This is a genomic window from Cellulosimicrobium sp. NPDC055967 (assembly GCF_042269845.1).
GTDB lineage: Bacteria > Actinomycetota > Actinomycetes > Actinomycetales > Cellulomonadaceae > Cellulosimicrobium.
Window position 1 is genome coordinate 71423 of the sequence record NZ_JBHJYJ010000011.1, and the last position, 26466, is coordinate 97888.

The following is a 26466-nucleotide window of genomic DNA, read 5'->3' on the forward strand; positions in this document are numbered from 1 at the left end:
CCCGAACCCAGCCTGACAGAACCCCAGACACCCCCGGAGGAGTGCACCCTCATGGAACGACGTACCAGTCCCGGCGGCTCCCGCCGCCGCGGCCCGCGGCGGCTCCTCGCCGCCACGGTCGCCGGACTCACCGCGACGACGGTCCTCACCGTCGCCCCGGCCTCGGCGACCCCCACCGCACCGGCGACGGCGTCGTCCGCCGTCGTGTCCGCCGCCGACGCCACCGTCGCCGCCGAGCAGGTCCTCACCTGGACCGCGGACAACAGCGTGACCGACTACAAGACCTTCCCGGCCACGGCCGAGGCCGGCCCTGCGACTCTCGTCTTCGAGAACAGCATGGCGACCGGCAGCACGTTCGGCATGAGCCACACGCTCACGTTCGACACGGGGACGGCCGGCTACAACCACGACGTCGACGTCAACATCCTCGCGAGCCCGTTCGACGCCAACGGCGGGCGCCACGAGGTCCAGGTGAACCTCACGCCGGGCACGTACCGCTACTTCTGCGCCATCCCCGGGCACGGGGAGATGTGGGGCGAGCTCGTCGTCACCGACGGCGGCGGGGGCGACGACACGACGGCCCCGTCCGTGACCGCCCAGGTCACCGGCGAGCAGGACGGCGACGGCGCCTACGTGGGCGGCGCGACCGTCACCCTCGCCGCGACCGACGACGACTCGGGCGTGGCCGGGGTCGAGTACGACCTCGACGGCGCGGGCTGGCAGGCGTACACCGAGCCGTTCCTCGTCGACGCCGTCGGCGCGCACACCCTGCAGTTCCGCGCGACCGACACGGCGGGCAACACGTCCGAGGCCCAGACCGCGGAGTTCACCGTCGTCGAGGGCGACGTCGAGGAGGACACGACCGCGCCGACCGTCGAGCCCATGGTCATGGGCCAGCAGGACGAGAACGGCGCGTACATCGGCACGGCCGCGTTCATGCTCCACGCCTCGGACGAGGGGTCGGGCGTCGCGTCGGTCGAGTACCAGGTCGACGGCGGCGCGTGGCTGCCCTACACGACGACGGTGCCCTTCACCGACCTCGGTGAGCACACCGTCTCCTTCCGCGCGACCGACGTCGCCGGCAACGTGTCCGAGGTCGGCTCGGTGACCTTCACGGTCGTCGAGGACGGCGAGCAGGACACGACCGCCCCGACCGTGACCGCGGAGGTCACGGGAGAGCAGGACGACAACGGCGCGTTCGTCGGGTCCGCCACGGCGACGCTCACCGCGACGGACGACGCGTCCGGCGTGGAGAGCGTCGAGTACGACCTCGACGGCGCCGGCTGGGCCCCGTACACCGAGCCGCTCGTCGTCGACGAGCCCGGCGAGCACACGCTCGTCTACCGGGCGACCGACGCCGCGGGCAACGTGTCCGAGGAGTCCGTCACGGAGTTCGTCGTCGTCGCCGACGCCGGCGAGGACACGACGGCCCCGGTCGTCGAGACGCAGCTCAGCGGCGCGCAGGACGAGGACGGCGCCTACGTCGGCTCCGCGTCCGTGCAGCTCACCGCGACCGACGACGGCTCCGGCGTCGCGTCCGTCGAGTACGACCTGGACGGTGCGGGCTGGACCGAGTACACCGAGGCAGTCGTCGTCGACGAGCCCGGTCGGCACACGCTCGCCTACCGCGCGACCGACGTGGCGGGCAACGTCACGGAGCCCGCGAGCCTCACGTTCGACGTCGTGGCCGGCCAGGGCGGCGACACCGTCGCCCCCACGGTCGACCACCGCGTGATGGGCGGGGCGAAGAACGAGGCCGGCGAGTACCTCTCGACCGTCTTCCTGCGCCTCCTCGCGACGGACGCCGACTCCGGCGTCGCCTCGGTCGAGTACCAGGTCGACGGCGGGGAGTGGCTCCCGTACGCGAAGCAGATCTCCGTGCGGACTCCGGGCGCGCACACCGTCACGTACCGCGCGACGGACGTCGCGGGCAACGTCTCCGCCCTGAAGACGGCGACGTTCGTCATCGCGGGCGGCGAGGAGCCGGGCGACACCGACGGCCCCGTCGTCACGGCCGCCGTCAGCGGCAGCCGGACCCGTGACGGCGACTTCGTCGCCAGCGCCCGGGTCACGCTCACCGCGGTGGACGAGGAGTCGGGCGTCGACCGCATCGAGTTCCAGGCCGACGGCGGTTCCTGGCAGCGCTACGCGGCCCCGGTCGCGTTCGCGGCCGACGGCCAGCACGTGGTCCGCTACCGCGCCGTCGACGGCGTCGGCAACGTCACGACCGGCGAGGTGACCTTCACGGTCCTGCAGCTCGTCCGCGACCGCTGCGTGGGCTCGGACGTCCGTCCGACCGTCGTCATCGACGGCCACGACAGCACCGTCCAGAACTACGACGACGGCACGGGCTGCACCGTGAACGACTACGTCGCCGAGACCGACGAGTACTCGACCCACCGCGAGTTCGTCGACCACGTGAGCCTCGTGACCGAGGACCTCGTGTGGGACGGCGTGCTCGACGACGCCGAGCGTGAGCTCATCATCGCCGCGGCCGAGCTGTCCGACATCGGTCGCCGCTGACCGACGCCTGACAGTCCGACCGAACCAGTCCGATCGACGACGGCCCGACCCCGCACCCCCCCAGGTGCGGGCTCGGGCCGTCGTCGTACCCGGACCACCCCAGCTGCCGCCCTCCCGTTCCCGCGCCGAACACGACATGAAGGTCGTTATCGGTCGTCTGGCGACTCTCATGTCGTGCTCGACGGCGGGTGAGGTCGTGTTCGGCGCGTGGCTGCCGACGTCGGCGGCCGGGTCAGGCGGGCGGGTCGCCGTAGACCGGGCGCGCGAACGCGAGGACGATGCCCACCCCGCCGCGCTGCGCGAGGCGCGCGCGGTCCTCGGGGTGGTCCAGCAGGTGCCGCAGGACGCGGGCGACCGCCTCGGCGTCCGCGACGTCGACCGTGTCCGGGTCCGGCCCGTTCGCCGGGCGGACCTGGAGCAGGTCCTCGCCCTCGGCGTGCCGGGCCCGCGCGCCGTCGTGCAGCTCGACCCGCAGCGTCGGGCGCCGCTCGCCCGGCTCGACCCGCACGGCCGCGACGTCCTCCCACCGCACGACGACCCGGACCACCTCCGCACCGCCCACCGGCAGCTCGACCTCGTGCGGCCGCAGCACGACCGCCGCCTTCGACGGCCCGCGCACGTAGGCCACCAGCCCGCCGCCGAAGGCGACGGCGACGATGCCGATCAACGCCGCCGCGAACCCCTCGTCGTTCCGCAGGAGCCACACGGCGAACCACACCGCGCCACCGCACAGCGCGATCAGGATCAGCAGCACCGCGAGGTAGTCGACGACCGGCGTCAGGCGCTCGCGCCCGCGCACCCCGCCGCGCACCGCCGTCCACACCATGCTCGGCCGGTACGGCTGCCGGGGTCGGCGGTCGCTGCTCACGGTGGACAGTCTGCCGGACCGACGGTCGGAAGCACGTGGCAGGGTGGCGGCATGACGACGCTCACCCAGGTCCGTGCGGCCGCGCTCGCCCTGCCCGAGACGGCGGAGGGTTCGAACGCCGGGACGGTCGCCTTCGCCGTGCGCGGGCGGCGGTTCGTGGCGGTGACGAGGGCCGCCGTCGTGCAGCTCCGGCTGGTGGATGACGACGTCGCACGGCTGCTCGCCGAGCACCCGACGGCCTCGCGGGTGACGCGCGGCGACCACCTGCTCGGCGCGGGCGTGCCCCTCGCCGACGTCGACGGTCTGCAGGCCAACCACTGGGTGCGGCGCGCGTGGCTCGCCCGTGCGCCCCGGCGCCTGGCCGCGACCCTCCTCGCGGCCGACGGCGCGGAGCCCGGCACGGTCGGCGACCTCCCCGCCGCCATCGGACGGCCCGCCACGCGCGCGCTCGCCGGGGCGGGCATCACCACGTTGTCCGACGTCGCCCGGATCGCCGACGCGGACCTGCTCGCCCTGCACGGGGTCGGGCCCCGGGCCGTGCGGATCCTGCGCGAGGCCGCGAACGGGTGACGAGCGGGCAATGGTGCCGATAGCATCTGATATCGGAGGTGGGGATGGTGGAAGGGTCGTCGGTCGAGGCCGCGTTCGAGGCGTATCTCGGTGGGCTCGCGACGAGGGCGCGCGCCCTGCGGGACGAGGCGAGCGCGACGCTCGAGCGGGGTGCGCGACAGGCGGCTGAGCTCGGATGGAGCCAGCGGCGCATCGCCGCAGGCCTCGGGAGGAGTCAGCCGGAGATCAAGCGACTGCTCGATCGGTCTGCCGAGCCCGGTGCCGCGGCGAAGGTCGAGGCGAGCGCGGGGCCGACGACGGTGCTCGACACCGTGCTGCGCGGGAAGCGCGACGCGGTGGTCTCTGCGGCTGCTCGGCACGGAGCAGGGAACGTCCGTGTGTTCGGGTCGGTCGCGACGGGCACCGACACGCCCGAGTCGGACGTTGACCTCCTCGTCGACGTGGACGACACGGTGGGCCTCATGGGGCTGGCCGCCCTCCAGCTCGAGCTCGAGGAGATCCTGGGTCGCGCGGTGGACGTCGTGCCGGAGCGATCGCTCCGGCCGGAGGTGCGCGCCACCGTCCAGGCGATCCCCCTGTGAGGCGGACCGACGCCGACCCTGCGCGACCGTCGAGAACGATCTCGTCGAGTACGCCGCAGCCCTGAGGAGCGTCGCGGCGAGGAGTGGCTGAGCGCTCGAACCTCGCTGGCTGAGCCTGGAACTCCGGCGCCGGGCTACGTCTCCCGCGGTGGGTGCGAGCACGATGTGCGCGCACCTCTTGCGCATGTGCAGTTACTGCACGTAGGGTCACTGCATGGCCACGGACCCGTCGCGACACCCTCGACCTCGCCTCGACGCCGCACGCGCAGCGCTCGACGAGGCGTCGACCGCCGCGCCGGGCGAGGCCGTCGAGCCGCTGTCGCGGGCACGCGCGCTCCTCGACGTCGCGCTCGACGAGGCGATGGCCGAGGCGCTGCTCGCCGGGTCGTCCATGCGTTCCGTCGCCGAGTCGGCCGGCGTCGCGCCCAACACCGTGCCGCCCCGCATCGCGCGGACCCCGGCGCTCGCGGGCTACTCCGGCCCCGACGGCCGCGTCTCCGCCGAGGGCGTCACGCGCGCCCGCTACGACCGCGAGCGGGGAACCCCGCCGCCCGAGCCGACGACCGCCGTCGAACCGCTGAGGTTCCGCCGCCGCACCTAACCGTCCACAGCACCGTCCGTCCAGCAGCACGACGAAGGGAACCGCCATGCCTGACCAGACCCTCACCCACCTCGCCATGCTGCTCGACCGGTCCGGCTCGATGCAGTCGATCAAGCAGGCCACCGAGCAGGGCTTCGACCTGTTCCTCACCGAGCAGCGCGACGCACCCGGCCGCTGCACGGTCACGCTCGCGCAGTTCGACAACGAGTACGAGGAGGTCTACACGGACCTCGACGTGCGCGAGGTCCCCCCGCTGGACCTGCACCCGCGTGGCATGACCGCGCTGCTCGACTCCATCGGGCGCCTCGTGCAGACCACGGCGCTGCGCATCGCCCAGCTCCCCGAGGAGCAGCGGCCCGGCGCCGTGATCGTCGGGATCATGACCGACGGCCTCGAGAACGACTCCAAGGAGTACACGCACGCCGCGATCAAGGCGCTCGTCACCGAGCGCGAGGAGCAGTTCGGATGGACGTTCCTCTACATGGGCGCCAACCAGGACGCGATCGAGGTCGGCGCGTCGCTCGGCGTGAAGCGCGAGCGGTCGCTCACGTACGACACGGCGAACGTCGACCAGGCGTACGCCGCGACGTCGCGCAGCATGGCCGCGATGCGTGGAGCCGTGTGGGCCGGCGCGGCGCCCGCTGCCGCGCGCGACCAGCACGCCGCGTACACCGAGGCGGACCGTGCGGCGGCAGGTGGCTCCGCGCCGGGGCGCGCGAGCACTCCGACCGGTCGTCGCAGCCCTGTGCCCGCACCGGTGCGGCCCGCCCCGCGCGGGACGAAGGACGACCCGTTCGACGAGCCGCACCTGCTGGAGCACGTGCGGTCGGTGCTCGCGACGGGCGCGCCGACGCTGGCCGACGTGGGGACGTTCGGTGGACGCGCCGTCGTCTGGGCGACCGTGCGCGGCGTGCCGGTCTACCTCAACGCGGACTCGTCGCGCGCGGCGCTGCAGCAGCTCGTGGATGCGGCCGCGGGTGGACCTCTCCCGTGGACCGTCATCGCGAGCCAGAGTGGCCAGCTCAACAAGGTGACGTTCCGGTCCGGAGCGCGCGTGCCCGGGTTCTACTGCTACGCGCGCGAGATCCAGCCCACGGCAGGCCCGCTGGGAGGCGCCGTCGTCGCGCGCTGAAGGTCCGACGCCGTGGGACGGGCCGCGAGGTGCGGCCCGTCCTGCGGTGCAGCTCCGGCTGTGGGCCGCCGAGGCGAGACGACGCGGTCGTCGACTCCCTGCCTTCAGAGAGTCGACTACCGTGCCTCCAGAGACGGCGGGTGAGTACCCGACGCACGACGTGAGCAGGGGGCTGCTTCATGGAGGATCCGCGCGCGGCGGCGAGGGCGGGACGAGTCCGGCGGCACGCACGATGGGTCGTGCCGCTCGTCGCCGCACCCGCCGTGTTCCTCGCTTGCGTCCTCGCCCTCGACGCGCTCAACCGGCACGAGCTCTACCACGGGGCGTGGGCGTTCCTCGTGCTCCTGGTGGTCGCCGTGGCGTTCCTCGGGCCGGTCGCCCTGCTCGCTGTCGCGATCGCAAAGGGCGCCAGGACATTCCGGGAGCACCGGCGCAGCCGCGGTCGGTTCTCTGCGACCGAGCGTGCCGAGATCGGCCGGCGCGACGCCGCCGCGCACGCGTGGGCGAACGCCCAGGGCCTGCACCGGCATCTCCTCGCGCGGGAGGTTCCGCCCACGCTGCGGGTGTGGGACGTCGTCCCGTACGCGGGCGAGGAGTTCTTCTGCGACGTGCCCGCCGGGTACGCGCGCTACTACGGGACGACTGTCAGCTACACGCAGACGTCGGGGTTCTACTACGGGCGGCCGTCGTTCGTCCTCACCGGCCTTGCCGTGACGGCGATCGCCAACGCCGCCGAGCGCAGCGCCGCCCAGGCGCAGGCCCGAGAGCAGTGGCGTGAGCGCTGCGTCTCCCGGCTCGTCGTGAGCAACCACCGGCTGCTGGTCCAGGTGCATGGGCGATGGCTGTCGTTCGACTACTCCGCGATGACGGCGGTGTTCCCCGAACCCGGCGGGTGGGCCCTCGTCTGCCAGTTCTCCTCGACCGAGCCGCTCTTGCTCACCGGCGACCACGCCCCCTTCGCCGCGGTGATGACCCTGTACAGGACGCACGGTGAGCAGGCGCTGAGAGATCACCCCGGTCTGGAGCCGCTCCGGCCGGTGCACGGCCCGGCCAGCCCGGGGAGCGAGGTTGCGTCCGATCAGCGGGTGAGGTAGACATCTGCCCAGGTCACGAGTGACCGGCGAGACGCCCTCCGCGTGCCGGTCCGGCAACCGCGCCCCTCGCGCACGGTGCCCCAGGAGGAAGACCGGCCCTGGCCGAACGGTCAGGGAAGTGCGAGGTCGACGTCCGCCTCGGTGCGTTGCTGCGCGCCCGGGTGCCGTCGGCCCTGACCGAAGGGCTGCTCCGATGAACCCGACCCCGACCATGACCCTGTGGGTCCGTACCGACGACCCGTGCCAGCTGCTCGTGAGCGACGAGGGGCACCTCGTGTGCCCGGTCCACACCGGGCACCCGCGCCCGGTCCCGTCGCGCGGGTGCTCGTTCAACCCGTTCCTGCGTCTCTGCCACGTCTGCCTGAGCGAACGCGTCCAGATGACGAGCCGCTTCCACATCGAGCGGCGCGTGTGCGACGCGTGCCAGAAGATCGACGCCGCGATCGCCACGTCGCTCGGTGCCGAACCCCTGACCGGGATCACGCAGGACCACCAGACGCTGCGGCGCATGGAGGCCTACGTCACGCTCGTGTTCCCGACGCGGTGGCGGCGCGCGCGCGAGAGCGGCCTCGGCGTCGTCGAGCTCGACACGAACGCACCGTTCTGGGACAGGAAGCCCGACCGCCGGGTCGAGCCCCAGCCACCCATGACGGTGCGGCACTTTGCGCGACTCGACCACTGGCGCACCCGCGGTGGCGGCGGGCCGGACTCCGTGTCCCGCCGCGCCGCGTTCCTCGCGTGGGCACGGGCCGTGCACCCCGCGAGCCCCGTGGCCGTCGCAGCGGGTGAAATCCCGTGACGCGGGAGACCGCAGGTCGTCAGACCCGTGACGTCGTCGGCACGGTGCGGTACGAACGGCACATGCCGCTCGCGTTCCCGCCCGACCCGACGTTCCCCGACGACGGCGGCGCCGAGCGCGCCGTGTGGGACGCGCTGCGCGAACAGCTCCCCGACGACGTCGTGCTGTTCCACGGGGTGCACGTGCAGGAGGACGAGCAGGAGTACGAGATCGACGTCCTCGTCGCCTGGCCAGGGGTCGGGCTCGCCGCGATCGAGGTCAAGGGCGGGCACATCGACCGGGTCGACGGCACCTGGTTCCAGGGCAACGGTCCCCGGCGGCACCGCATCGACCCGGTGCGCCAGGTCCAGGGTGCTCGGCACGCGCTGCAGGCCCTGCTGCGCCGTCGCGACCTGTGGGCCGCAGAGGCGCGCACCGCGCACCTCGTGGCGTTCCCGCACCGGTACGTCCCGCGCGACTGGGAGACGGTCGACCTTCCGCGGGACATGCTCGTGGACCGCGGCGACCTGGAGCGGTCGGGCGGCGTCGCCGAGCGGGTGAAGCGCGCCGTCGAGCGGCACGGCCAGGGCCATGCCGGGCTCGCGGTCGACGACGTCCCCGCCCTCGTGGACTCGCTCGCCGGTGGCTTCCCCAGCCAGACGGAGCACCTGTCGCTCGCCCTGGAGCACGAGACGCGCCTGGAGCAGATGACCCGCGACCAGGCCCGCGTGCTCGACGCGCTCTCCGAGGTGCGCCGGATGAGGGTCGTCGGCGGCGCGGGGGCGGGCAAGACGTGGCTCGCGCTCGAGCAGGCGCGCCGGCGTGCGCGGGCGGGTGAGCGCGTCGCCCTGCTCTGCTACTCGCGGGGGCTCGGGCGCTACCTCGAACGCGTCACCCAGACGTGGCCGGCGCGCGACCGTCCCGCCTACGTGGGACTGTTCCACGACCTGCCGCTGAGCTGGGGCGCCGAGCGCGGCGCCGACGACGACCCGGACTACTGGGAGCGGCACCTGCCGACCGAGCTCGGCCGGCTCGCGGGCGAGCGTCCGTCGACGGACCTGTTCGACGCCGTCGTCGTGGACGAGGCGCAGGACTTCGGCGACCTCTGGTGGCCGTCGCTCCTGCGGTGCCTGCGCGACCCGGACGAGGGAGGCCTCTACGTCTTCCTCGACGACGCGCAACGGGTCTTCCCCCGCGCCGCCGACGTACCGCTCCAGCTCGTCCCCGTGACACTGCGCGAGAACCTGCGCTCCACGAAGCAGATCGCCCAGGTGTTCGGCGCGCTCTCACCCGACACCCTCACCCCACGAGGGATGAACGGCCCCCGCGTACGGATCGTCGACGTGCCCGCCGCCGCAGCCGTGGAAGCCGCCGACGACGCCGTCGAAGCGCTGCTCGACGAAGGGTGGAACCCCGGCCAGGTCGCGCTCCTGGCCACGGGCCGGCGCCACCCCGCCCAGGTCAACGAGGTCACCCTCGGCGGGTACGCCGCCTACTGGGACGCGTTCTTCGCGGAGGACGACGTGTTCTTCGGGCACGTCCTCGGGTTCAAGGGCCTCGAACGCCCTGCGGTCGTCCTGTCCGTCAACGGCGTGCGGGACGAGGCGCGAGCCCGCGAGATGCTCTACACCGGCCTGTCACGCGCCCGCTCGCTGCTCGTCGTCGTCGGCGACCGGTCGTGGATCGAGGGCGTCGGGGGAGAGGCCGTGCGACGACGGCTCACGGAAGCGGAGGCCTGGGCACCCGTCGGGTCGGGGGCGGACGCCTGACGGCGCCCGCCCCCGGCCGGGAAACGGTCAGGAGACGGTTGCCGCCTCGGCGTGGGCGGGGAGCAGGTCGCTGCGGCGACCGTTCCACAGGACTACCAGCTCGTCGCGTGCACGGGTCGCCGCGACGTAGAGCAGGGACCTCTCGCGCAGCTCGCCGTCGGCGCGATCGGCCTCCGGCAGGGCCGACAACCCGTAGCCCCAGCCCTGCTCGTCCGACGAGACGCCGAACAGGATGACGCGCTTGAACTCCATGCCCTTGGAGCGGTGCATGGTCATGACGAGCACGCTCCCGGTCCCGGTCGCGGCGTCGTCCTGGATGAACTTCGCCTTGACGCCGCGCTCGCTCAGCGCGTGGACGACCTTGTCGCCGGTGTTCTTGGTGCGGACGAGCACGCCGATCGTCTCGGGGGCGTCCCCGGCGTCGCGCCAGCCGCGGACGAGCTCGGCAGCCTGTTCGTACTCGTCGAGGAGCGAGGACGCCCGGACCTCTCGGGGCGCGGGCCCGGACCGCGCGGATCGGTAGCCGGTGGCGGCCGCGTCTCCCGCCTCCATGTCGATCCAGTCCTCCCCGGCCAGCACGCCGACGGCGTAGCGCAGCACCTGTGCGGTCGTGCGGTAGTTGAGGGTGAGGCGCCGGGACCTGCCGACGATGTTGATCCCGTACCGGGACAGCACGACCTTCTGCCCGTAGATGCGCTGCTGCGAGTCCTCGGCGAGGAAGAGGTCGTCCGGTCCCTGGGCGACGAGTGCCCGCAGGAAGACGAGGCGGGCGGGTGCGAGGTCCTGCGCCTCGTCGACGAGGACGTGGTCCGCGACGCGCGGCACCCCGGCCGCGGCCTGGGCGTCGAGGTGCGTCGCGGCGACCATCGCCTTCTCGTCCCAGTCGGTCGATCCCGCGGCGTCCGCGGACGCGCGGTAGGCCTCGACGACGCGCCACACGGCCATGCGCTGGACCCTGCTCAGCGCGACGCCGCGTCCCGGGCGACGGACGCGCAGGTACTCGTCCCGTGTCGTGATGCGGTGGGGGACGACGATCGTCGTGTACTCGGCCTGGAGGAACGCCTGGCTCCGCAGCTCAGGTGCGAGGTCGGCGCCGACGGACGCGAGTGCCGCCTCCCACCGGGCGGCCGGGGTGAGGTCGAGGACGTAGGGCGAGCGCGGGCCGAGGACGGACGCGACCGTCTCGCCCCAGGCGGCCGACGCGACGTGGACGTCCTCGGCCTTCGCGATCACGCGGCGGGAGAGCGCGTCGACACCGGCGACGTACACCCCGGGGTCCCCGAGGTTCTTCGCGATCGGGAGCGTCGGGTCGAGGAGCCGGAGGGTCTCCTCCAGTGACGACGCCAGGGTCCGGTTGTACGTGGTGAGGACGACGCGGGCCGCCGGGTTCTTCCTCGCGAGGTGTCGTGCGCGGTGGAGGAGGACCACCGTCTTCCCGGTTCCGGCTCCGCCCGAGAGCCGGAACGAGCCGGACCGGTTCTTGAAGGCGTGGTCGCGCTGCTCGGGGTGGAGGAAGACGCGCCAGCGGCCGAAGTTGTCGTCCTCGATCGCTGCACGCAGGGCCGCGTCGTCCTCGATGAACGCGAAGTCCATCTGCGCCGCAGGCTGCTTGAGGGCGTCGAGAAGCTGGTCGTCGCTCTCGGGGTCGGGCTCGACGGCGGGGACTGTCAGGCCGAGCTTGTCCCGCACGGTCGCGAGGCCTGCACCGGTGGCGAGGTCGAGCAGGGCGTCCCCCTGCCAGGTCGCGGGCGCCCGTCCCGCGAGCGCGAGCAGCTCGTCCTCGGTCTCGACCGTCAGGGCGGCGTCCGCGATCGTGGCGTCGATCCCGAGGTCGACGAGGTCGGCGACGGACACGCCCTGCGTCTGGAGGAGCGGGTACGTGGTGAGGTCGACGTCCTCGGGTTGGGGCCGGGCGCGTCCGGTCCGGGGCGCGGCGGGATCCGTCGCTGCGGTCGTGGTGTCGGCCGCGGCGGCCTCGACCAGCTCGGCGATGCCGTTGCGCGGGTTGACGCGGACCACGGCGGTCTTGGCGCGGGCGATCGCCTCGTCGTGCGGATACGTGCCGAGGTAGACGTAGTGCGCCTCCGCGGCCTGACCCTGGACCTTGACGAGCAGGGCACGCCAGAAGTCGTTGACCCGTCCGGTGCGGACTCGAGGGTCGGCCGAACCGTTGATCGGCTCGATGTGCAGGCCCGGGGTGGCGTCGCTCTCCTGGAGCTTCTCGAGGAACGCGTACGCGGCCTTGCGCACGGCGCCGTCGAGCTTGCCGAACGACGGTCCGAGGATGATCTGCGGCATCGGTGCTGTTCTCCGGGGTCGGTGGGTCGGGTGTCGCTGGCAGTGCGGTCGAAGCAGGCTGCCGGTCAGCCGGTCAGGGCGGTGCGGATGACGTCGGCGTCGGGCCCGAGCACCGTCCACCCCTCGGCGTCGAGCTGGGTGAGCGTCGCGGCGTCCAGTGCGTCCGTCTGCACGGTCACCTTACGGTCCGGCCACGACAACGACAGGGGTACGCCGTCGCCGAACTCGTCGCCGATGGTCGGGGCCTCCACGCCGTCGGCCGCGAGCGGCAGGAGCTGCTGGAGCAGCTCCCGTTCGACGGCGGTCGCGATCGTGTGGGCCGTCTGCCAGGCCGGGTGGGCTTCGAGGACGACGGCGAGTGCGGACTCGACCCGGCTGCTCGCCTCCGCATCGGCTGCGGACGGTGGGGCGATGGACTGCCCGGTGAGCGTGGACCGGGTGACGACCCGCAGCGGGAGGTCTTCGCGGAAGTTCAACAGGTTGGCGAGTCGCAGCCACTCACGCCATGCCGGCTGGTGCTCGTGCCCGAGGGCGTCGTCGGCGTCGTCCAGGACGACGGCGATCTCGTACGTGCCGAGGGTGAACTCCCGGACGCCGATCGCGATCGACCCCTGGTGCCACACCCCGCCGAACTTCGTCCCGCTCGGAAGGGCGGAACCGTCGAGCACGTCGAGCGCGATCGTGTCGATACCGACCTCGGTGGAGATCACCCCGCCGATCAAGGAAGGCGCGACGAGGAGCGGCATCCACCGGGCGAGCTGTGCGCGGCCCGTCGGGTCGGGGCGTTCGATCCAGTCGAGCAGGAGGTCGATCGCGGGCCGCGTGACCAGCCCGACCGTGGTGGGGGAGAGCGCGTCCTTCGCCCCGGCCAGCACTGCCGCCACGGCCTGCGGGTGCAGCCAGGGCACGGCGACGGAGGCGGACGGACTCCCGTCGAGGTCTCCCCACGTGAAAGCGAGCACCTGGTACCCGAGGTCGCGCAGGGCCTGGCGCTTGGTGGCGTCGTCGGCGAGGCGGTTGACGGCGGGGGAGGCGTGGAACTGCCAGCCGTCGGTGTAGATCGCGGTCGGCGGCACACCGGCCCGGTCGCTGCGCAGGACGAAGTCGGGCTTGGTCCCGGCGTCGTGGACGAGCACCTGTGGTTCGAGCCGCCAGTGTGCGCCGCCGGGCATGGTGACCGACCAGGTGTTGCCCTGGGGCCCCGGCTTCTCCGTGATGGTCGCGCCCATCTTTTCCAGGCGCTCGCGGAGCACCTTGCGGAAGAGCAGCTCGATGTGGGACTCGGGGTCGGTGACGTCGGGCTCGTCCACCGTGACCGTCCACGGGCTCGTCGCGGGGACCTCGTCGTCGCCGACCTGCGACGTGCCGAGCAGGATCGACCTGAGGTGGCGCGCGGCCGTGGCCCGGGAGACGTGCCCGACCTGGTGCGGCGCGGCGTGCGGCAGGAGGCACCGGTCGCACGCGAGCCTGCCGTCGTGCTGGCACGGGCAGTCCTCGAGGTGTCGCCAGGCGTCGCGCAGCATGGTCCACACGGCGTCGTGGTCGGAGAGTTCGGCGAGGTAGCCGGTGCCGCCGCGCACGACGTCGTGCAGGAGCAGGGCCTCGGCCGGGCTGCCGGCCGCAGGGCTGGGGTCGACGACGTCCGTGACCTCCAGGTGGTTCGGGTCGCCGCCGATCCGGATCCGCAGCGCGAGGAGCAGGGCTGCGCGCAACGACGGGAGCGAGAAGTCGTCCCCCAGGGTCACGGACTCGGGGAGCCGCAGCACCAGGCCCTCGGTGGTGAGCGACCGCGACAGGGCGACGGTGCGGACACTCTCGTCTCGTGCCCGTCGCAGGGGGCACCAGGGGCGGTGCTCCGACGCGCGGTTGGCACCGGTGGAGGTGTCGAGCTTGCCGCACCGTTCGCAGACGCGGAACAGTGCGACGTCGTGGGGCTGCCCTGCGAGCTCGAGGGTCGCGCCCTGCGCGGAGGACCGGCCGAGGTTGAGCCAGCGGATGGTCATCTGGCGCTGGTAGCGCGCGCCGAAGCCGTAGCCCTCGACGAACCACTGCCGGGTGACGGCGGCGGGGTCGACGTCGGCGAGGGTGCGGATGGTGAACCGCTCGCGCTCGCGCTCGTCGCTCCGGTCGTCGATCGTCGCCTCCTCGCGCCGGATCACGGACGAGACCCGCTTGAGCTCGACGACCTCGATCTGCTGGGCCACATCAGCGAGGGCCGGACTGCCGCAGCGCGGGCAGGCCGCGAGCGCGGCCGTGCCGCCCGGTGCCGAGGCGTCCGTGACGTCGTGCGTGAACCCGCAGTGCGGGCAGCAGGCCCAGGTGCGGACGGCGTCGTCGTCCCGCCCGAGGTCGAGCGCGTCGACCGCGATGGCGTACCCGCGCGCGTAGAAGGTGGAGCCGGGCGCGAAGTCGCGCAGCGCCTGGGCGGATCCGCGGCCCAGCTCCATGAGCTCGGTGCGGAACTCCTGGGAGTCGGGGTCCACCCAGGACAGGGAGACTTCGAGCGCGACGGAGTCGTCGAGCAGTGTGTAGTTGGGGAGCAGCCCGTGCTCCTCGAGCACGCCTACCCAGTGCTCGGTCGCGGCCCGCGCCTGCTGGTACTGGGTGAGCTTGAGCGCGGCCTGCGCGGTGCGCAGCGCGCGTTCGTCGTCGCTGGTCGCGGCGGGAGACTCGGCCTTGATGCGCAGCCCGTCCGCGGCGTTGATCGCGGTCTGGATCTCCTTCTCGCGGTGCGCGAGGGTCTCCATCCGTCCCCGCCATGCGAGGGAGGCGGTGTGCGCGCGCCGGGCGAGCTCGGACGGGACGCTCTCGCCGGATGCGGTCACCGTGGGCAGCGCCCACGCGCGCAGCGTCTCCTTCACCGGGTCGGAGACGTCGGTGAAGCCGCCCAGGAAGCGGCCGAGCAGGGCGGGTCCCTCCGCCTCGGACAGCGCGACGAGCTCGCCGAGGAACGAGCCCGGTTCGCTGCTGCCGAGCGCGTCGGACGCGGTGCGCGGGTGCGGTGCGTCGGCACGGCGGGCGAGCTCGTCGGCGACGGAGGCCACGTACTGGCGGCGCAGGATCTCCTCGGCGTCGAGGTAGGTGGCAGGCGGTCGTACGGCACCGTTGATGACGCTGCCGGGGTCGGCGAACCGTGGCAGCTGGTCGCCGCGGGCGGTGACGAATGCGATCGCGAGGGCGTTGCCGGTCGCGCGCCCGGCGCGGCCGACGCGCTGCAGGTACGACGCGACGGTACGGGGCAGGGAGGACAGCATGACGGCGGACAGCTCGCCGATGTCGATCCCCATCTCGAGCGTCGGGGTGGCGACGAGGACGTTCGGGGCGTCGGGCTTGGGATCCTTCGCCTTGAACGCGTTCTCGTACGCGAGGCGGACCTCGTCCTCGAGCATGCTGGTGTGCTCTCGCGCGACGACGCGTGCCGGGTCCGCGTCCTCGTACATGCGGCGGTAGAAGTTGTCCGCGACGGCGTGCCGGCGCAGACGCCCGGTGCAGCGGGCGACCAGGCACGGTGCCCCATCGAGCTGGTCGACGACCGTGGACGTCGCCGGGACGGCCGACCCGCAGTCGCTGCACTCGAGGCACAGGGCACCGTCGCGGAGGGCGTCCGTCGTCGCGACCTGGACGATGACGTCCCGGGGCGCGAGGTGGTACGTCGTGGCGCCGGACGACGAGAGGAGACCGGCGACGACGTCGAGCCGCGCGAGGTGCTTCATCAGCAGGCGCGCGAGCGTCGCCGCCTCCGTCTTGTCGACGTGCAGGCACTTGGCCGTCCAGGCCGCGTACCAGCCGCGTGCGGAGCCGACGGGTTCCAGGTCGTCCCCGGCGGCCTTCGTGCCGGCTCCGGTGGTGACGGAGCCGCCGACGCGCGGGTAGCCCGGTGCGCTGGCTCCCTTGCCGAAGCCGGGCATCCCTTCGTGACGTCGGCGGCCGCCGGTGATCCACCACCGGTTGCCGTCCTCCTGCCGGAACGTGTGGAACCACTCGTGCTCGATCGCCCCCCGGGTACGCATGTGCTCGAGGACACCGCGCACCCAGGCGCGCAGCTCCGCGTCGGTGGGGGAGAAGCCGTCGAGCACCTCCTGACGGTCGACCTCGTCGAGCGTGGCCCGTGCCGCGCCGAGCAGGGGGCGTGGGTCGACGCGCACCTCGGCGACGAGCGTCCCAGTGGCCTCGAGCGTCCGGCCGACGGCGGAGCGCAGACCGTGCTCGAGGAGGACGTCGAGCAGGAGCCGACGCCGCACCCGGTCCCGGACCTTGTCCTGGCCCTTGGCCCGCGGGCCCTTCTTCCAGAACGGCGCGAACGGCTCACGCTCCGCGAGGTCTGGCGGGAGCAGCCGGTACCGCTTCTTCCCGTCGTCGCCGGCGGCCGCGATCATCTTGTCCACGAGGGTGGCGAGGTCGACCGGGTCGTCACCGACGGCGTGGCGCATGACCGCACGCAGGGTCAGTGCGTGCGAACGGGACTGCACGAACCCGGCGCGGTGCGCGGCGTCCTGCACCGAGTCGGTGAAGACGAGGGCCCGCTTCTCCCGCGGGTCGAGCCCGGCTGTGCCGAACAGGCTGGACAGCGACACGGACAGCAGCGTCGCGATCGCGGACCCGAGGAACCGGATGCCGTCCTTCTGCCCGCACGACGGGCAGTCGTCGTCCTTCGAGGGCTTCGCGCCGACGTCGTCCAGCGGGTGCACGAGGACGGGAAGGACCCCGGCGTCCGTGTCGTCCCCCTCCGGCAGGGATGAGACGAGGCGGCGCTGGCCGACGAGGAACCACCGCAGTCCCTCGACCTTCTCGCCGTCCTCGGCCCGCTCGCCCTCGGCGGGGGCGTGGACGAGGGCCCGGAACCGGTCGTCGCCGCGCAGGTGCCGGCCGCGGATGTCGTCGTCGTGCGTGTCCAGGTCCGTGCCGGTCGGGGCGAGGGCGACGCCCCAGCCCGAGCGGCCGCAGTGCCGGCAGTACAGGGCGGGGAACGCGTGCGTCCCGCCGCCCGGGCCGTCCTCGTCCGCGTCCTGCACGACGACGCCGTCGTCCTGCCAGCGGAACTGTGCCACTCCCGCGGTGGTCCTGTTGAGCCGAGTCAGCTCGCGCGTCCACAGGTGGACGTCGACGGACAGAGCGCCGCGACCGGTCCTCGCGCGCAGGTGCGACAAGGCGGAGAGCAGCGCGGTGAGGGTCTGTTCCGCGCGGACCGGCCACGACGGGTCGGACGACGGCGGGAACGCATCCCGGACGAGCACCGACAGGTCCACCGCCTGTGCGGCGAGCCGGACCAGACCACGTTCCCCGGAGACGATCGGGTGCGCCTTCGCGAGCCAGAGGAGGGCGTCGTGCGAGTCGCCCGAGAGATCGGGTCGGTCGGACGTCGGGTCGACGAACTCGGCGTCTCCGGTGTCCGTGCGGAACAGGTTGCGCAGCACCGTGCGCGTGAGGGCGCCGACGTCGGTCGGGTCGACCGCAGCGAGGTCGTCGAGGAGGAGCCGAGCGACGACGTCGTCCACCTCCACCGCCCGCAACCCGCGGGCAGCGGCGCGCTCCACAGCGTCGCCCACCCACTCGTCGAGCGGCAGGCGCGACTCCGTGACGACCGAGTCGGGCCCGAACTCCTCGCCGAACACGGTCCGCGCGAAGTCGAGCATCGCCGACGGGTCACCCTTGTCGCCCAACGTCGCGGACGTCGCGACGGGTGTGACGATCCCCAGCGGGCGCGCGACGTCCGCGTCCGTGAGTCCTGCTGCCGCGCGGTCGCCGGGATCCGTCGGCCAGTACGACTTCAGCGCGAGGCCGAGCCGCCGGATCAGCATCGCGACGTCCGTGCCCTGCGCGCCGTCGTACGTGTGGAACTCGTCGAGCACCAGGTATTGCAGGGACCGGGCGCTCGCGGACCACAGCTTCGCGTCGTCCCGGCGCAGCAGCAGCTGGTCGAGCATCTTGTAGTTCGTCAGGAGGATGTCGGGCGGCGAGTCCCGGATCACCGGGCGATCCGTGATCAGCCCAGCCGTCGTCACCTTCGTCCGCGTGGGGCCCTCCTCGCCCGTGTACAGGGCCGCGGTGATACCGCGCAGCTCCGAGTTCGACGGCGACGTCAACAGCTCGGTCAGGCGCTTGGCCTGGTCGTTGGCGAGCGCGTTCATCGGGTAGAGGATGACCGCCTTGATACCGCCGAGCCCCGCCCTCTTCGCGCGCAGAGCGTGGTCGAGGATCGGGTACAGGAACGACTCTGTCTTGCCCGACCCCGTGCCCGTCGTGACCAAGGTGGGCTGGGGGCGGCGCAGCCCACCGTCCGGTGCGAGCGAGGAGAGCCGCCGGAACGCGTCCGCCTGGTGCCCGTACGGCTGCGGGTACCCGCCGTACCAGTCCAACGACTCACGCCAGCCGGGCTCGGCCGGCCGAAAAGGCAGCCGGAGTCGCACGTACGGACCGCGGAACAGGCCGGTGCTCGGTGAACGGAGAAAGTCCTCCAACGACGCCCGCGTGCTCGCGTCGGCGAGGGCGAACGTCGTGCCCAGGTACTCCAGCAGCGCAGCGCGCAGGGACTCGGCCTGGGACACGGGGAGGAGCTCACTCACGGAGGCATGCTGTCAGATTCTCGGTCATCGCGAGTCGTTCCTTCGCGGAGGCGATCGCATGCCTGCTCGGGCGGAGCGGCGAGAGAGCTGTTGTCTGCACTTCTGCGTTCGGTCCGGGCGCGTGGATTTCACCCGTTCGGGGAGAATGTGCTGCGCGGTCGACCGGTAGCCTCCGGGCATGAGTGAGAGCGACATCCCCGATGAGTTCCTCCGCCAGTGGCAGGAAGCGCAGGAGCAGTACGCGGAGATGGGCGATCCCACCACGGCTCGCGCCCACGAAGCGTTTCGCCTCGACGACGTTGCGTACCTGACCGAGGACGAGGCTGCTGAACACCTTGCGGACGGGTGGGAGTCGCTCCACGAAGTCGTCCCGCGCTTCAACCTCGCGGTCCTGGGAAACACCGGGGCGGGCAAGTCCAGCCTTGTCAACGCGATCTTCGGCGAAGTCCGTGCCGAGGTCGGCGTCGGTGCTCCCGTGACACAGGAGGTCAAGCCTCATGACAACGACGCCGGCACGCTCCGACTCTACGACTTCCCCGGTTTCGAGCTGGGCAAGCATGGCCGCGACCCAGTCTCGATCATCAAGGATGATCTGACCGCGATCCAGAAGGGGCCCGAAGAGGATCGCATCCATCTCGCCTGGTTCTGCTGGGACCAGGGGACACGCCGAGTCGAGGATGCGCACCGCAAGGCGATCGCGGAGCTCGCGTCGCGGAACATCCCGGTCATCGGTGTGGTGACCAAGGTGCGCGAAGACGAGATGGAGGAAATCCTCGAGTTCGGCCGGTGGATCTGGAACAACGTCGACGGCCTGTGGACGCGTCACGACGGGCAGCCGGCCCTCTGCTTCACCCGTTCGAGGACTCCGTCCGAGGGGTTGCTCAAGCTCCTGGACGAGACGCGTGCCGCCGCTGATGCGACGTTTCGAGACGCGATCGACGCCGCGCAGAAGCTGGATGCGGAGAAGAAGCGTCGCGCGGCGCGCGGGCTGATCGCTGCCGCAGCTGCCTCGGCCGCAGGCGCAGCAGCCATCCCGGTGCCCGTCGCCACCGCCGCCGTCCTGGCGCCGATCCAACTCGGCATGATGGGGCAGGTCGCCCGCATGTACGGGCTGAGCCTCAAGGGCGTGCTCGGTGGAGGTACGGCGCTCTTCCAGCTGGCTCTGCAGCTGACGGGTCGTGCCGCGGCCGCGAGCCTGGTCAAGGCCATCCCGGGCGTGGGATCGGTGATCAATGCAGCTGTCGCGAGCGCCTGGACCTACGCGGCCGGTGAGGCGTGGCTCTTCCTGTGCGACCGAATCGCGTCGGGAAAGATCGACCCCGACAAGATCGGGCCTCTGCTCAGCTACCTGAAGCCCATCATCATGGTCGTGCTCGAGTCGAAGCTCAAGGGCATGAGATCAACGGCTTCGGGGGCCTCCGCTGCGAGCTCGAAGTAGCTCGAAGCGCGCCTCACTCGCCAGCCATGCGGTCTGCTTCCACCGCCGCGAGGTCCAAGGACATCGGCAGGCCAAGGCTCTTGCCGGCGACGGGTGGGATGAGGTTGATCAGTTCTGCTCGGGCGTGCGGCCAGAGCGCGCTGACGAGCGATCCGTGGTCGTCCAGCTCGACATCCGGTGAGAGTGCCACCGCGTAGGCAGCGTGCACTCCGAACACGCCACGGTCGGGGGAGTCGTCCTCGACGCGCTGGTCGCGGACGTCTACCCGGTAGTCGACCCGCCAGAGCACGGTCTGCTCGATCGGGTTGATCTCCATCCCGATCGAGATGTCGAGGGTCTCGGGGTCCGGGCCGATCCGACGCCGTTCGGCACCGAGGGCAAGCGTGAAGATGGCTTCGATGCCACCGAAGCCGCGTTCAGACAGTCGCACGTGTCGCGCCTGCGTAGGCCGCCAGGTCAGTGCCGCGCGCATCGCCAAGCGACACGCGCATCTGGCGGGTAGTGCCGGTCCGATGGTCTCGCGAGACTGCGTGCAAGATCTCGGATTCGTGCGGCGCGTTCTCTGTGTAGAAGCGAGAACTGCCCACGCCGGAGTCTCCGGCGACGACGAGGCGAACTTCGTGTCGGCCCGTCGACCAGCACCCCGGATCGGAGACGTCCGTGACCGTGTGCCGGACGACCTTTCCGACGGCGACGGCGTATCGGCGCAATGTCGACAGTCGGGGATCACGGTTCGCGGCCTCGATCCGTGCGACCGCTGCCTGCGAAATTCCCATGAGGTCGGCGACGTCGCGCTGCGTCGACGTCGCCCGCCGATGGCTGACGAGAGCATCGATCATCGCCTGGTCCTCTGCGACCTGTGCGGCAGCCCGCTCCTGGATGGGGTCGGTCGTGTCGATGCCGAGCATTGCTGCGAGATCCACTGCACACCTCCTATTACCTTTGAGTAATACTCCCACCCGGCGGCTGCTGTGCCTAGACCTGTTGCCGTGTGATCTCCCACGCTTCTGCTCGGGATCGCGCCTCGAGTGCGTGCCGCGTCTGCTCGTCGAGACCGATGCGACCCGGTGACTTCGAAGCGACCTTCAGACCGAGGAGCAGGCGGTCGTGCCGCGACGGCTCGATGAAGTAGAACCGCACGTGGCGTCTCCCGTTCGAGGCGCCGGTCCGGGTGGTGAGCCGGAGCTCCAGGACGCAGCCCGTGGTCTCCATCAGGTCCACGTCACCCGAGCGATCACGTCCCGTCCCGCGGACGAACTCGAGCTCGCCGCTCTCGGCACGGTTGAGCAGGTGTGTCACCTCGGCGAAGAGCACTGCCCTGTCGACCGGTGCGCATGCCGTGATGACGTCGCGCAGCTCAGCGATAGGGGTCGGCAAGGAAGGGTCGCCGACGTGCTTCCATGAGCCGCCGACACCTGGTCCGTCGCCGGAGCGACAGGAACGCGCGCCTGGAGGTTGGGCGATCTGCATGGAGCGAACCTAGACCTGCCCACCGACAGGCTCTTGGCGGTCTGACCAGCACAGAAGCACGCACATGAACCACGTCGCACGTGGTGCATCGTCACGGTGTGTCAAGGTGCCCGGCATTCGAGGCTCGTGCCAGGATCGCCAGCGAACAGTCGTCCTTCGTCCGGTTCCGGATGGTGGTGTCGACGACCCGCCGCAGCTGCTTCTTGAAGGTGGGGTTGCGTACCTGAGCGGTGGGAGCCCTGCCCACAACTGAGATGAGCGTGGAGCAGGCTCGTGCGAGCGTCGCCGAGCGCGAGTCGTACAGGCTGGCTCCGGTGCCGTCACTCATCACGATGAAACCAGAGATCCCGTCGGTCTCACCGCGAAACAGGCGCGTGCTCGTGACCGCTCCTCGCGTGGTGACGAAGGTCGTCTGGTTCGCGAACTCGGAGTTGTCGGGTGAGGACATCAAACGCAGCGCGCCGTCCTTCACGTATCCGATCACACCGTCCCCGGTGTGCACGGCGATGAACCTGTCGCCCGAGACGGCCACCGCGAGAAACGTGGCTGCGAGGTCCGCGACCTGGCAGCCAAGGCGGTCCGCGGTTCGTGCGAGTACGCCCAGGAGGTGCTGGCAGACCGCCTCCTTGACGGCACGGCCGTCGTCGTTCGCGAGGAGCTCCTCGAAGTTGTCGACGAGGAAGCGAGTACCTGCATCGGTGATCGCCTGTGCCCCGTACTCCGACCGGGGCGCCGTTCCCGCGCCGTCGGACAGGCAGATCGCCTGAACCCCTCCCCGCGACACGTACTGGGTGCGGTCCTGGCACACGGTCCCGTCCTCGGCGTGACCCCGCCCCCGCACCTGGTGGTGAAACTCTTTGAACAACTACAGCTCCGCCCATCCGGCGAGGCCCGCGAGGTCCAGCTTGACGGTGTCGCCAGGGCTCGACTGAGAGACGCGTGCCACGGATTTGGAGAGCCACTCGAAGAACTCCTTGAAGTGGAGACCCTGGAGGCGGAGTGGCGGACGCGTCGGGCTGAACCGTGCCAGGACGTCCATGTCGGCGCCAGCCCCGATACCGATCGCGAAGACGGTGAGCTTCTTGTTCCCGGCGAGGTCCGTCACGCGCTGCACTGCGCGATCGAGCGCGGCGCGGTCACCGTTCGGTCCACCGTCGGTCATGAGGACGAGCCATGGCTGGTAGTAGAGGACGCCGTTGTCCGAGTAGAGCCGCTTTCGCGCATCGAGCGTGTCCAGGGCGAGGTTGACCCCTTCACCCATGTAGGTGAGACCTGTCGGCGCGATGGTCGTGATCCGCTGAAGACGTTCGACGCTCGCGAACTCCTGGATGACCTTCGCCCCCGAGTTGAACTCGACGATGCACACCTCGGCGGCGTCGTGGGCGTCGTCGTCCTCATCGATCGCGTCGTAGAACTGGTTGACACCGGCCACGAGCTCGCGGATCGGGTCACCGGACATCGAGCCGCTGGTGTCGATGCAGATAGCGACCGGCACGCGGGGCGTCGGGTTCTCGACCAGGTCCTCTGTCTCAATATTGAGCTGCGCCACGTACGTCTCCCTCGGTCGGGTTGCCACCGGGTCGTCGGACTTCCGACCCGATGGGATCAGTGTCTTGGTAGGGCTCGTCACCGAACCCGGATCGCTTGAGCGTCCTGACGACGCGGTTCAGCAGGTGGAGGACGGGGGTCGTGAACCACGGCTTCTCCCCGACATGAGCCACCAGAGGCGGGCTCCACCGGTAGTAGCAGCGGACGAACAGTCGTCCAGGAGCGGTCGTTCGGAGGCGAGTGTCCCTCCAGCGCCTCAGGACCCAGACCTCGGGGCAGTCGTATGAGCCGTAGACAGCTGTCGCCACGAAGCACCCGCCGGAGCCCCCTGCCTTGCCGTCTGTCGACGGCTTCGGGGCCCCGGTGCCCGGACGCGACTGGACCGGTACGCACGCAGGGGCGTCGCGCCGGTGGGCAGTCGGTACGGGCTTGTTGTTCGTCTGATGCCACTCGACGTTGCCGTGGGTGATGAACGTCTTGCCGCAACGTGTGCACAGGCGGGTCGGATCGATGGTTCGTCCCCTCTTCTGCTGCTCCGCTCGGCGAGCGGCGTCCGCGGCCCGACAGCGGGCACAACGGCCGGAAGAGAGCGTCGACCTCTCGGACTCGAGGCCGCAGCCCTTGCAGGCGATCGGTTGACACGCGTTGCACCGACCGCGGACGAGGTACTGCTTGCGGATGCCGCGGCCGCAGGACGCGCAGGTGCCCTGGTTGCAGTCGTAGCACCGCCCGTCCTTGAGCGACGATCGGCGCCGTCCGCAATCGGCGCACGCAGGTTGATGCGCCTTGCACTTGAGGCAGAGGGAGGGGGTCGCGTAGGACTTGGTGGTGTCGCTCCAGATGCCGGCCATCGACGCCCCGCACCCGGAGCACTCGTACAGGGGTGTATCCGGAGACATCGCCTTGAACCGCGTCGGGTAGACGTCGTTCGACAGCGGATCGAAGTTCGCGGGGCTGCCGAGATATCTCCTGTAACCACGGAAGGCCGCGAGCCACTCCTGATCCGTGGGGCGGTCGTCGTAGCGGTCGCCGTCACGGTGGAAGGTGTGCCAGAACAGCCCTTTGAGGCCGACCTGGAGGTGGCTCCACATGAAGCGCCAGTTCCCTGCGGGCTGGTCCTGGTTCGAGTTCTCCTTGTACTGGAAGGCAAAGCTGCCCTCCTTGATGAGCCTGACGATGTCGCCGTCCGATCCGGACCTGGCGTACGGGAATTGCCCCGTGATGAGGATCATGAAGAGCATCGTCGCGACGGCGAAGCGCTCGTCCTCGATGGTGCGCAGGAAGTCCGGGTAGCGCCTCCCGATCACCGATGGCGCGCTGAACATCTCGGTTCCGACGGGGCACGGGTATCCCTCGAGCTGCCACGAGTCGGCATCGATGACCCAGACGTCCTTGTTGGCGTCGACGAGGAGGTTCTTGGGGTTGATGTCGCCGAGGAGGATGTTCTGGGAGTGCAGGTAGTCAACCTTCTCCAGGAAGGAGATCGCGACATCGACCAGATCCGACTTGGTCCAGCCGGGATACTCGTTCCGGAACCGTCTCGGGTTGAACAGGGACTTGGAGAACTCTCGTCCGCTCGCTCTCGGCATGAGGTAGCCGACGAACGAGCCGTCCAGGTCGGTGACGAACGCCTGGGGGAAGCAGATGCCCGGTTCGTCCAGCTGCCGACCGACGAGCAGCCGGATCTTCTCCTCGCGATGGACCGTGATGTGGTCGCCGTCGAAGATCTTCACGACGTGGGTGTCAGACACCGCGTAGACGCTGCCCTCGCCTCCCTCACCGAGCCTGCCGAGTAGCGTGCACTCGTACGTGTTCCCCGGCGACACCACGCAGACACGGTCGCCCTCGCTCGGGATGTGGCGGACGGGCAGCACCTCGTCGGGACCCTGGTACGCGGCGTCGGCAGCGAAGGGTGCGGGTCGGGGCCGCGGTGGGACGTCGCTGCTGGTGCCGTGGGACGTTCTCGGGCGACCGTCCCGCGAGTCCTCTTCCGCAGACAGGTCGAACGCGTCGCCGTACGCGAGGAGCACGGACTTCAGCGATGCCGCCTCGAGGTGGTCCTTGCGGGCTCCCTCTCCAGTCTCCAGGGCGGTGCTGATGCGGCGGAGCTTGCGCTGCCCGCGCCCGTAGAGGACCCGAGGGTCTTCGCACTCCATCAGACCGTCGGGGGTGAGACTCCCCGCGCGCACCGGGTGTGCGCTGCTACGGCCCAGAAGGTTGATCCGGAGGAGCAGCGTGACATCGTTCGTGATCAGGAACATCGCGTACTTCGGCGAGTACGCCTCGAACAGATTGACGAACAGGTCGTCGGCGTAGGGGTTGGATCCGTCGCCGAGATCGTTGCGGACGAGTCCGGCGGCCTCCGCCGAACGGAGGAAGACGAGCGCGTTCTTCGCCTTCCGGGTTGCAGCGGCGCCGGGCTCGTCGAGATCGGCGGTGCTTGCACGGCTCTTCGCCGTGAGCTCGTCGATGACCTTCGTGGGGACGATCACCGGCCGGTCGTGCTGCAGGATCGCTGGTGCGATCCGCTCGAGGAGACTTCGGAGGCCGCCCTCGCGTCGTGGGTCGGTGTCCATGAAGACGTTGGTGTCGACGAAGAGCCGTGACTCTGCCCCCACGAGCTCGACGGGGTCGATCCGCGTGGCCCCGGGACTAGTCATCGAACTCGACACCACTCATGAACTGAGGCGCGGAGGATCCTTGTCGGGACGCGATCCCCTTGGCGAACCGGACGTTGCTCATGAACCGGACGTCAAGGACCGCAGCCTCCGACCACTCGGAATTTCTCACGACGGTCGACTCGAACGTGATGCGGGGTTCGGTCGGCGTGGACTCATCCGGGACGACCGTGATCTCGATGGATTCGACGGGGTCACAATCGGTCGTGGAGCGGCTCGACAAGTCCGGCCCCTGGGCAGCCCCGATGAGCGCGTCGAACTCGTTCGGCACTTGCAGGAGATCCGCGAGGAGCCGCGCGGTGGAAGTCGGGAATGCCGGAGCGTCCCAGGAGCGCCGGGTGGAGGTGCTCACGCCCGACGAACCGCGGACCGATCGGCCGATCGTCTGGCTCGCTCGGCCTACCGAGTAGTACTTGCCGTCGTAGTTCCCGTGCGCCTTCAGCGCTGCGATCTGACGGCCTGTAGCGGGGCGCGACCAGCTGCTCGTGACGGACCGACGTGCCATGTGGCTCCTTCTTCCCGGACGCGCCCAGCCTCGTCCACCGACGACGGGTC

Annotated in this window: 19 protein-coding genes and 1 riboswitch; of the genes, 9 read left to right on the forward strand and 10 right to left on the reverse strand. The window is 71.2% G+C overall.

All coding sequences use genetic code 11. The features are described from left to right. Positions 1 to 51 precede the first annotated feature (51 nt). Complete coding sequence (locus ACFC2L_RS14630; protein ID WP_375825013.1) at positions 52 to 2523, forward strand: OmpL47-type beta-barrel domain-containing protein; 2472 nt, start codon at positions 52 to 54, stop codon at positions 2521 to 2523. Positions 2524 to 2755: 232 nt separating this feature from the next. Here the strand turns inward: ACFC2L_RS14630 and ACFC2L_RS14635 are convergent, their stop codons facing one another. After that, the gene (locus tag ACFC2L_RS14635; RefSeq protein WP_375825014.1) at positions 2756 to 3391 is read right to left on the reverse strand and encodes a glycosyltransferase; all 636 of its coding nucleotides are present in this window, start codon (positions 3389 to 3391) and stop codon (positions 2756 to 2758) included. 51 nt (positions 3392 to 3442) lie between these two features. Here ACFC2L_RS14635 and ACFC2L_RS14640 point away from each other — a divergent pair, with 51 nt between their 5' ends. From ACFC2L_RS14640 to ACFC2L_RS14670, 7 genes are all read left to right on the forward strand, one after another. Beyond that, the gene (locus ACFC2L_RS14640; RefSeq protein WP_375825015.1) at positions 3443 to 3961 is read left to right on the forward strand and encodes a hypothetical protein; all 519 of its coding nucleotides are present in this window, start codon (positions 3443 to 3445) and stop codon (positions 3959 to 3961) included. Positions 3962 to 4008: 47 nt separating this feature from the next. Then, positions 4009 to 4542, forward strand: a complete 534-nt coding sequence (locus ACFC2L_RS14645; protein WP_375825016.1) for a nucleotidyltransferase family protein — start codon at positions 4009 to 4011, stop codon at positions 4540 to 4542. A gap of 214 nt (positions 4543 to 4756) precedes the next feature. After that, positions 4757 to 5143: a hypothetical protein gene (locus ACFC2L_RS14650; RefSeq protein WP_375825017.1), complete on the forward strand. Its 387-nt coding sequence runs from the start codon at positions 4757 to 4759 to the stop codon at positions 5141 to 5143. Positions 5144 to 5189: 46 nt separating this feature from the next. Beyond that, on the forward strand, positions 5190 to 6275 hold the full coding sequence (locus ACFC2L_RS14655; protein ID WP_375825018.1) for a hypothetical protein: 1086 nt from the start codon (positions 5190 to 5192) through the stop codon (positions 6273 to 6275). 239 nt (positions 6276 to 6514) lie between these two features. Beyond that, the gene (locus ACFC2L_RS14660; protein WP_375825019.1) at positions 6515 to 7369 is read left to right on the forward strand and encodes a hypothetical protein; all 855 of its coding nucleotides are present in this window, start codon (positions 6515 to 6517) and stop codon (positions 7367 to 7369) included. Positions 7370 to 7380: 11 nt separating this feature from the next. Further along, positions 7381 to 7496: riboswitch (SAM riboswitch) on the forward strand. Positions 7497 to 7562: 66 nt separating this feature from the next. Continuing rightward, positions 7563 to 8168: a hypothetical protein gene (locus tag ACFC2L_RS14665; protein WP_375825020.1), complete on the forward strand. Its 606-nt coding sequence runs from the start codon at positions 7563 to 7565 to the stop codon at positions 8166 to 8168. Further along, positions 8165 to 9916 (forward strand): NERD domain-containing protein, encoded by a 1752-nt coding sequence (locus ACFC2L_RS14670; protein ID WP_375825021.1) that lies wholly within the window; start codon positions 8165 to 8167, stop codon positions 9914 to 9916. The genes ACFC2L_RS14665 and ACFC2L_RS14670 overlap by 4 nt, the downstream gene beginning before the upstream one ends. Before the next feature lie 27 nt (positions 9917 to 9943). On the opposite strand, the gene ACFC2L_RS14675 is transcribed toward ACFC2L_RS14670, so the two are convergent. Together ACFC2L_RS14675 and ACFC2L_RS14680 are read right to left on the reverse strand one after the other, a co-directional pair. Further along, positions 9944 to 12214, reverse strand: coding sequence for a 3'-5' exonuclease (locus ACFC2L_RS14675; protein WP_375825022.1), 2271 nt, complete (start codon positions 12212 to 12214; stop codon positions 9944 to 9946). Between the two features lie 65 nt (positions 12215 to 12279). Next, entirely contained in the window at positions 12280 to 18777 is a 6498-nt protein-coding gene (locus tag ACFC2L_RS14680; protein WP_375825023.1) for a DEAD/DEAH box helicase, read from the reverse strand. Between the two features lie 178 nt (positions 18778 to 18955). Here ACFC2L_RS14680 and ACFC2L_RS14685 point away from each other — a divergent pair, with 178 nt between their 5' ends. Beyond that, entirely contained in the window at positions 18956 to 20215 is a 1260-nt protein-coding gene (locus tag ACFC2L_RS14685) for a GTPase (RefSeq protein WP_375825024.1), read from the forward strand. A gap of 13 nt (positions 20216 to 20228) precedes the next feature. Here the strand turns inward: ACFC2L_RS14685 and ACFC2L_RS14690 are convergent, their stop codons facing one another. The 7 genes from ACFC2L_RS14690 to ACFC2L_RS14720 all read right to left on the reverse strand — a co-directional run bounded on the left by ACFC2L_RS14690 (position 20229) and on the right by ACFC2L_RS14720 (position 26263). Continuing rightward, positions 20229 to 20645: a hypothetical protein gene (locus ACFC2L_RS14690; protein WP_154797648.1), complete on the reverse strand. Its 417-nt coding sequence runs from the start codon at positions 20643 to 20645 to the stop codon at positions 20229 to 20231. Then, complete coding sequence (locus ACFC2L_RS14695; protein ID WP_216609982.1) at positions 20632 to 21138, reverse strand: helix-turn-helix domain-containing protein; 507 nt, start codon at positions 21136 to 21138, stop codon at positions 20632 to 20634. Before ACFC2L_RS14695 ends, ACFC2L_RS14690 begins: the two co-directional genes overlap by 14 nt. 52 nt (positions 21139 to 21190) lie before the next feature. Next, positions 21191 to 21685: a hypothetical protein gene (locus ACFC2L_RS14700; protein ID WP_154797649.1), complete on the reverse strand. Its 495-nt coding sequence runs from the start codon at positions 21683 to 21685 to the stop codon at positions 21191 to 21193. Positions 21686 to 21776: 91 nt separating this feature from the next. After that, positions 21777 to 22526 (reverse strand): PP2C family serine/threonine-protein phosphatase, encoded by a 750-nt coding sequence (locus ACFC2L_RS14705; protein WP_375825060.1) that lies wholly within the window; start codon positions 22524 to 22526, stop codon positions 21777 to 21779. A gap of 24 nt (positions 22527 to 22550) precedes the next feature. Further along, positions 22551 to 23234 (reverse strand): VWA domain-containing protein, encoded by a 684-nt coding sequence (locus tag ACFC2L_RS14710; RefSeq protein ID WP_375825025.1) that lies wholly within the window; start codon positions 23232 to 23234, stop codon positions 22551 to 22553. Next, on the reverse strand, positions 23215 to 25893 hold the full coding sequence (locus ACFC2L_RS14715; protein ID WP_375825026.1) for a CFI-box-CTERM domain-containing protein: 2679 nt from the start codon (positions 25891 to 25893) through the stop codon (positions 23215 to 23217). Before ACFC2L_RS14715 ends, ACFC2L_RS14710 begins: the two co-directional genes overlap by 20 nt. Continuing rightward, positions 25886 to 26263 (reverse strand): hypothetical protein, encoded by a 378-nt coding sequence (locus ACFC2L_RS14720; protein WP_375825027.1) that lies wholly within the window; start codon positions 26261 to 26263, stop codon positions 25886 to 25888. The genes ACFC2L_RS14715 and ACFC2L_RS14720 overlap by 8 nt, the downstream gene beginning before the upstream one ends. Positions 26264 to 26466: the final 203 nt, after the last annotated feature.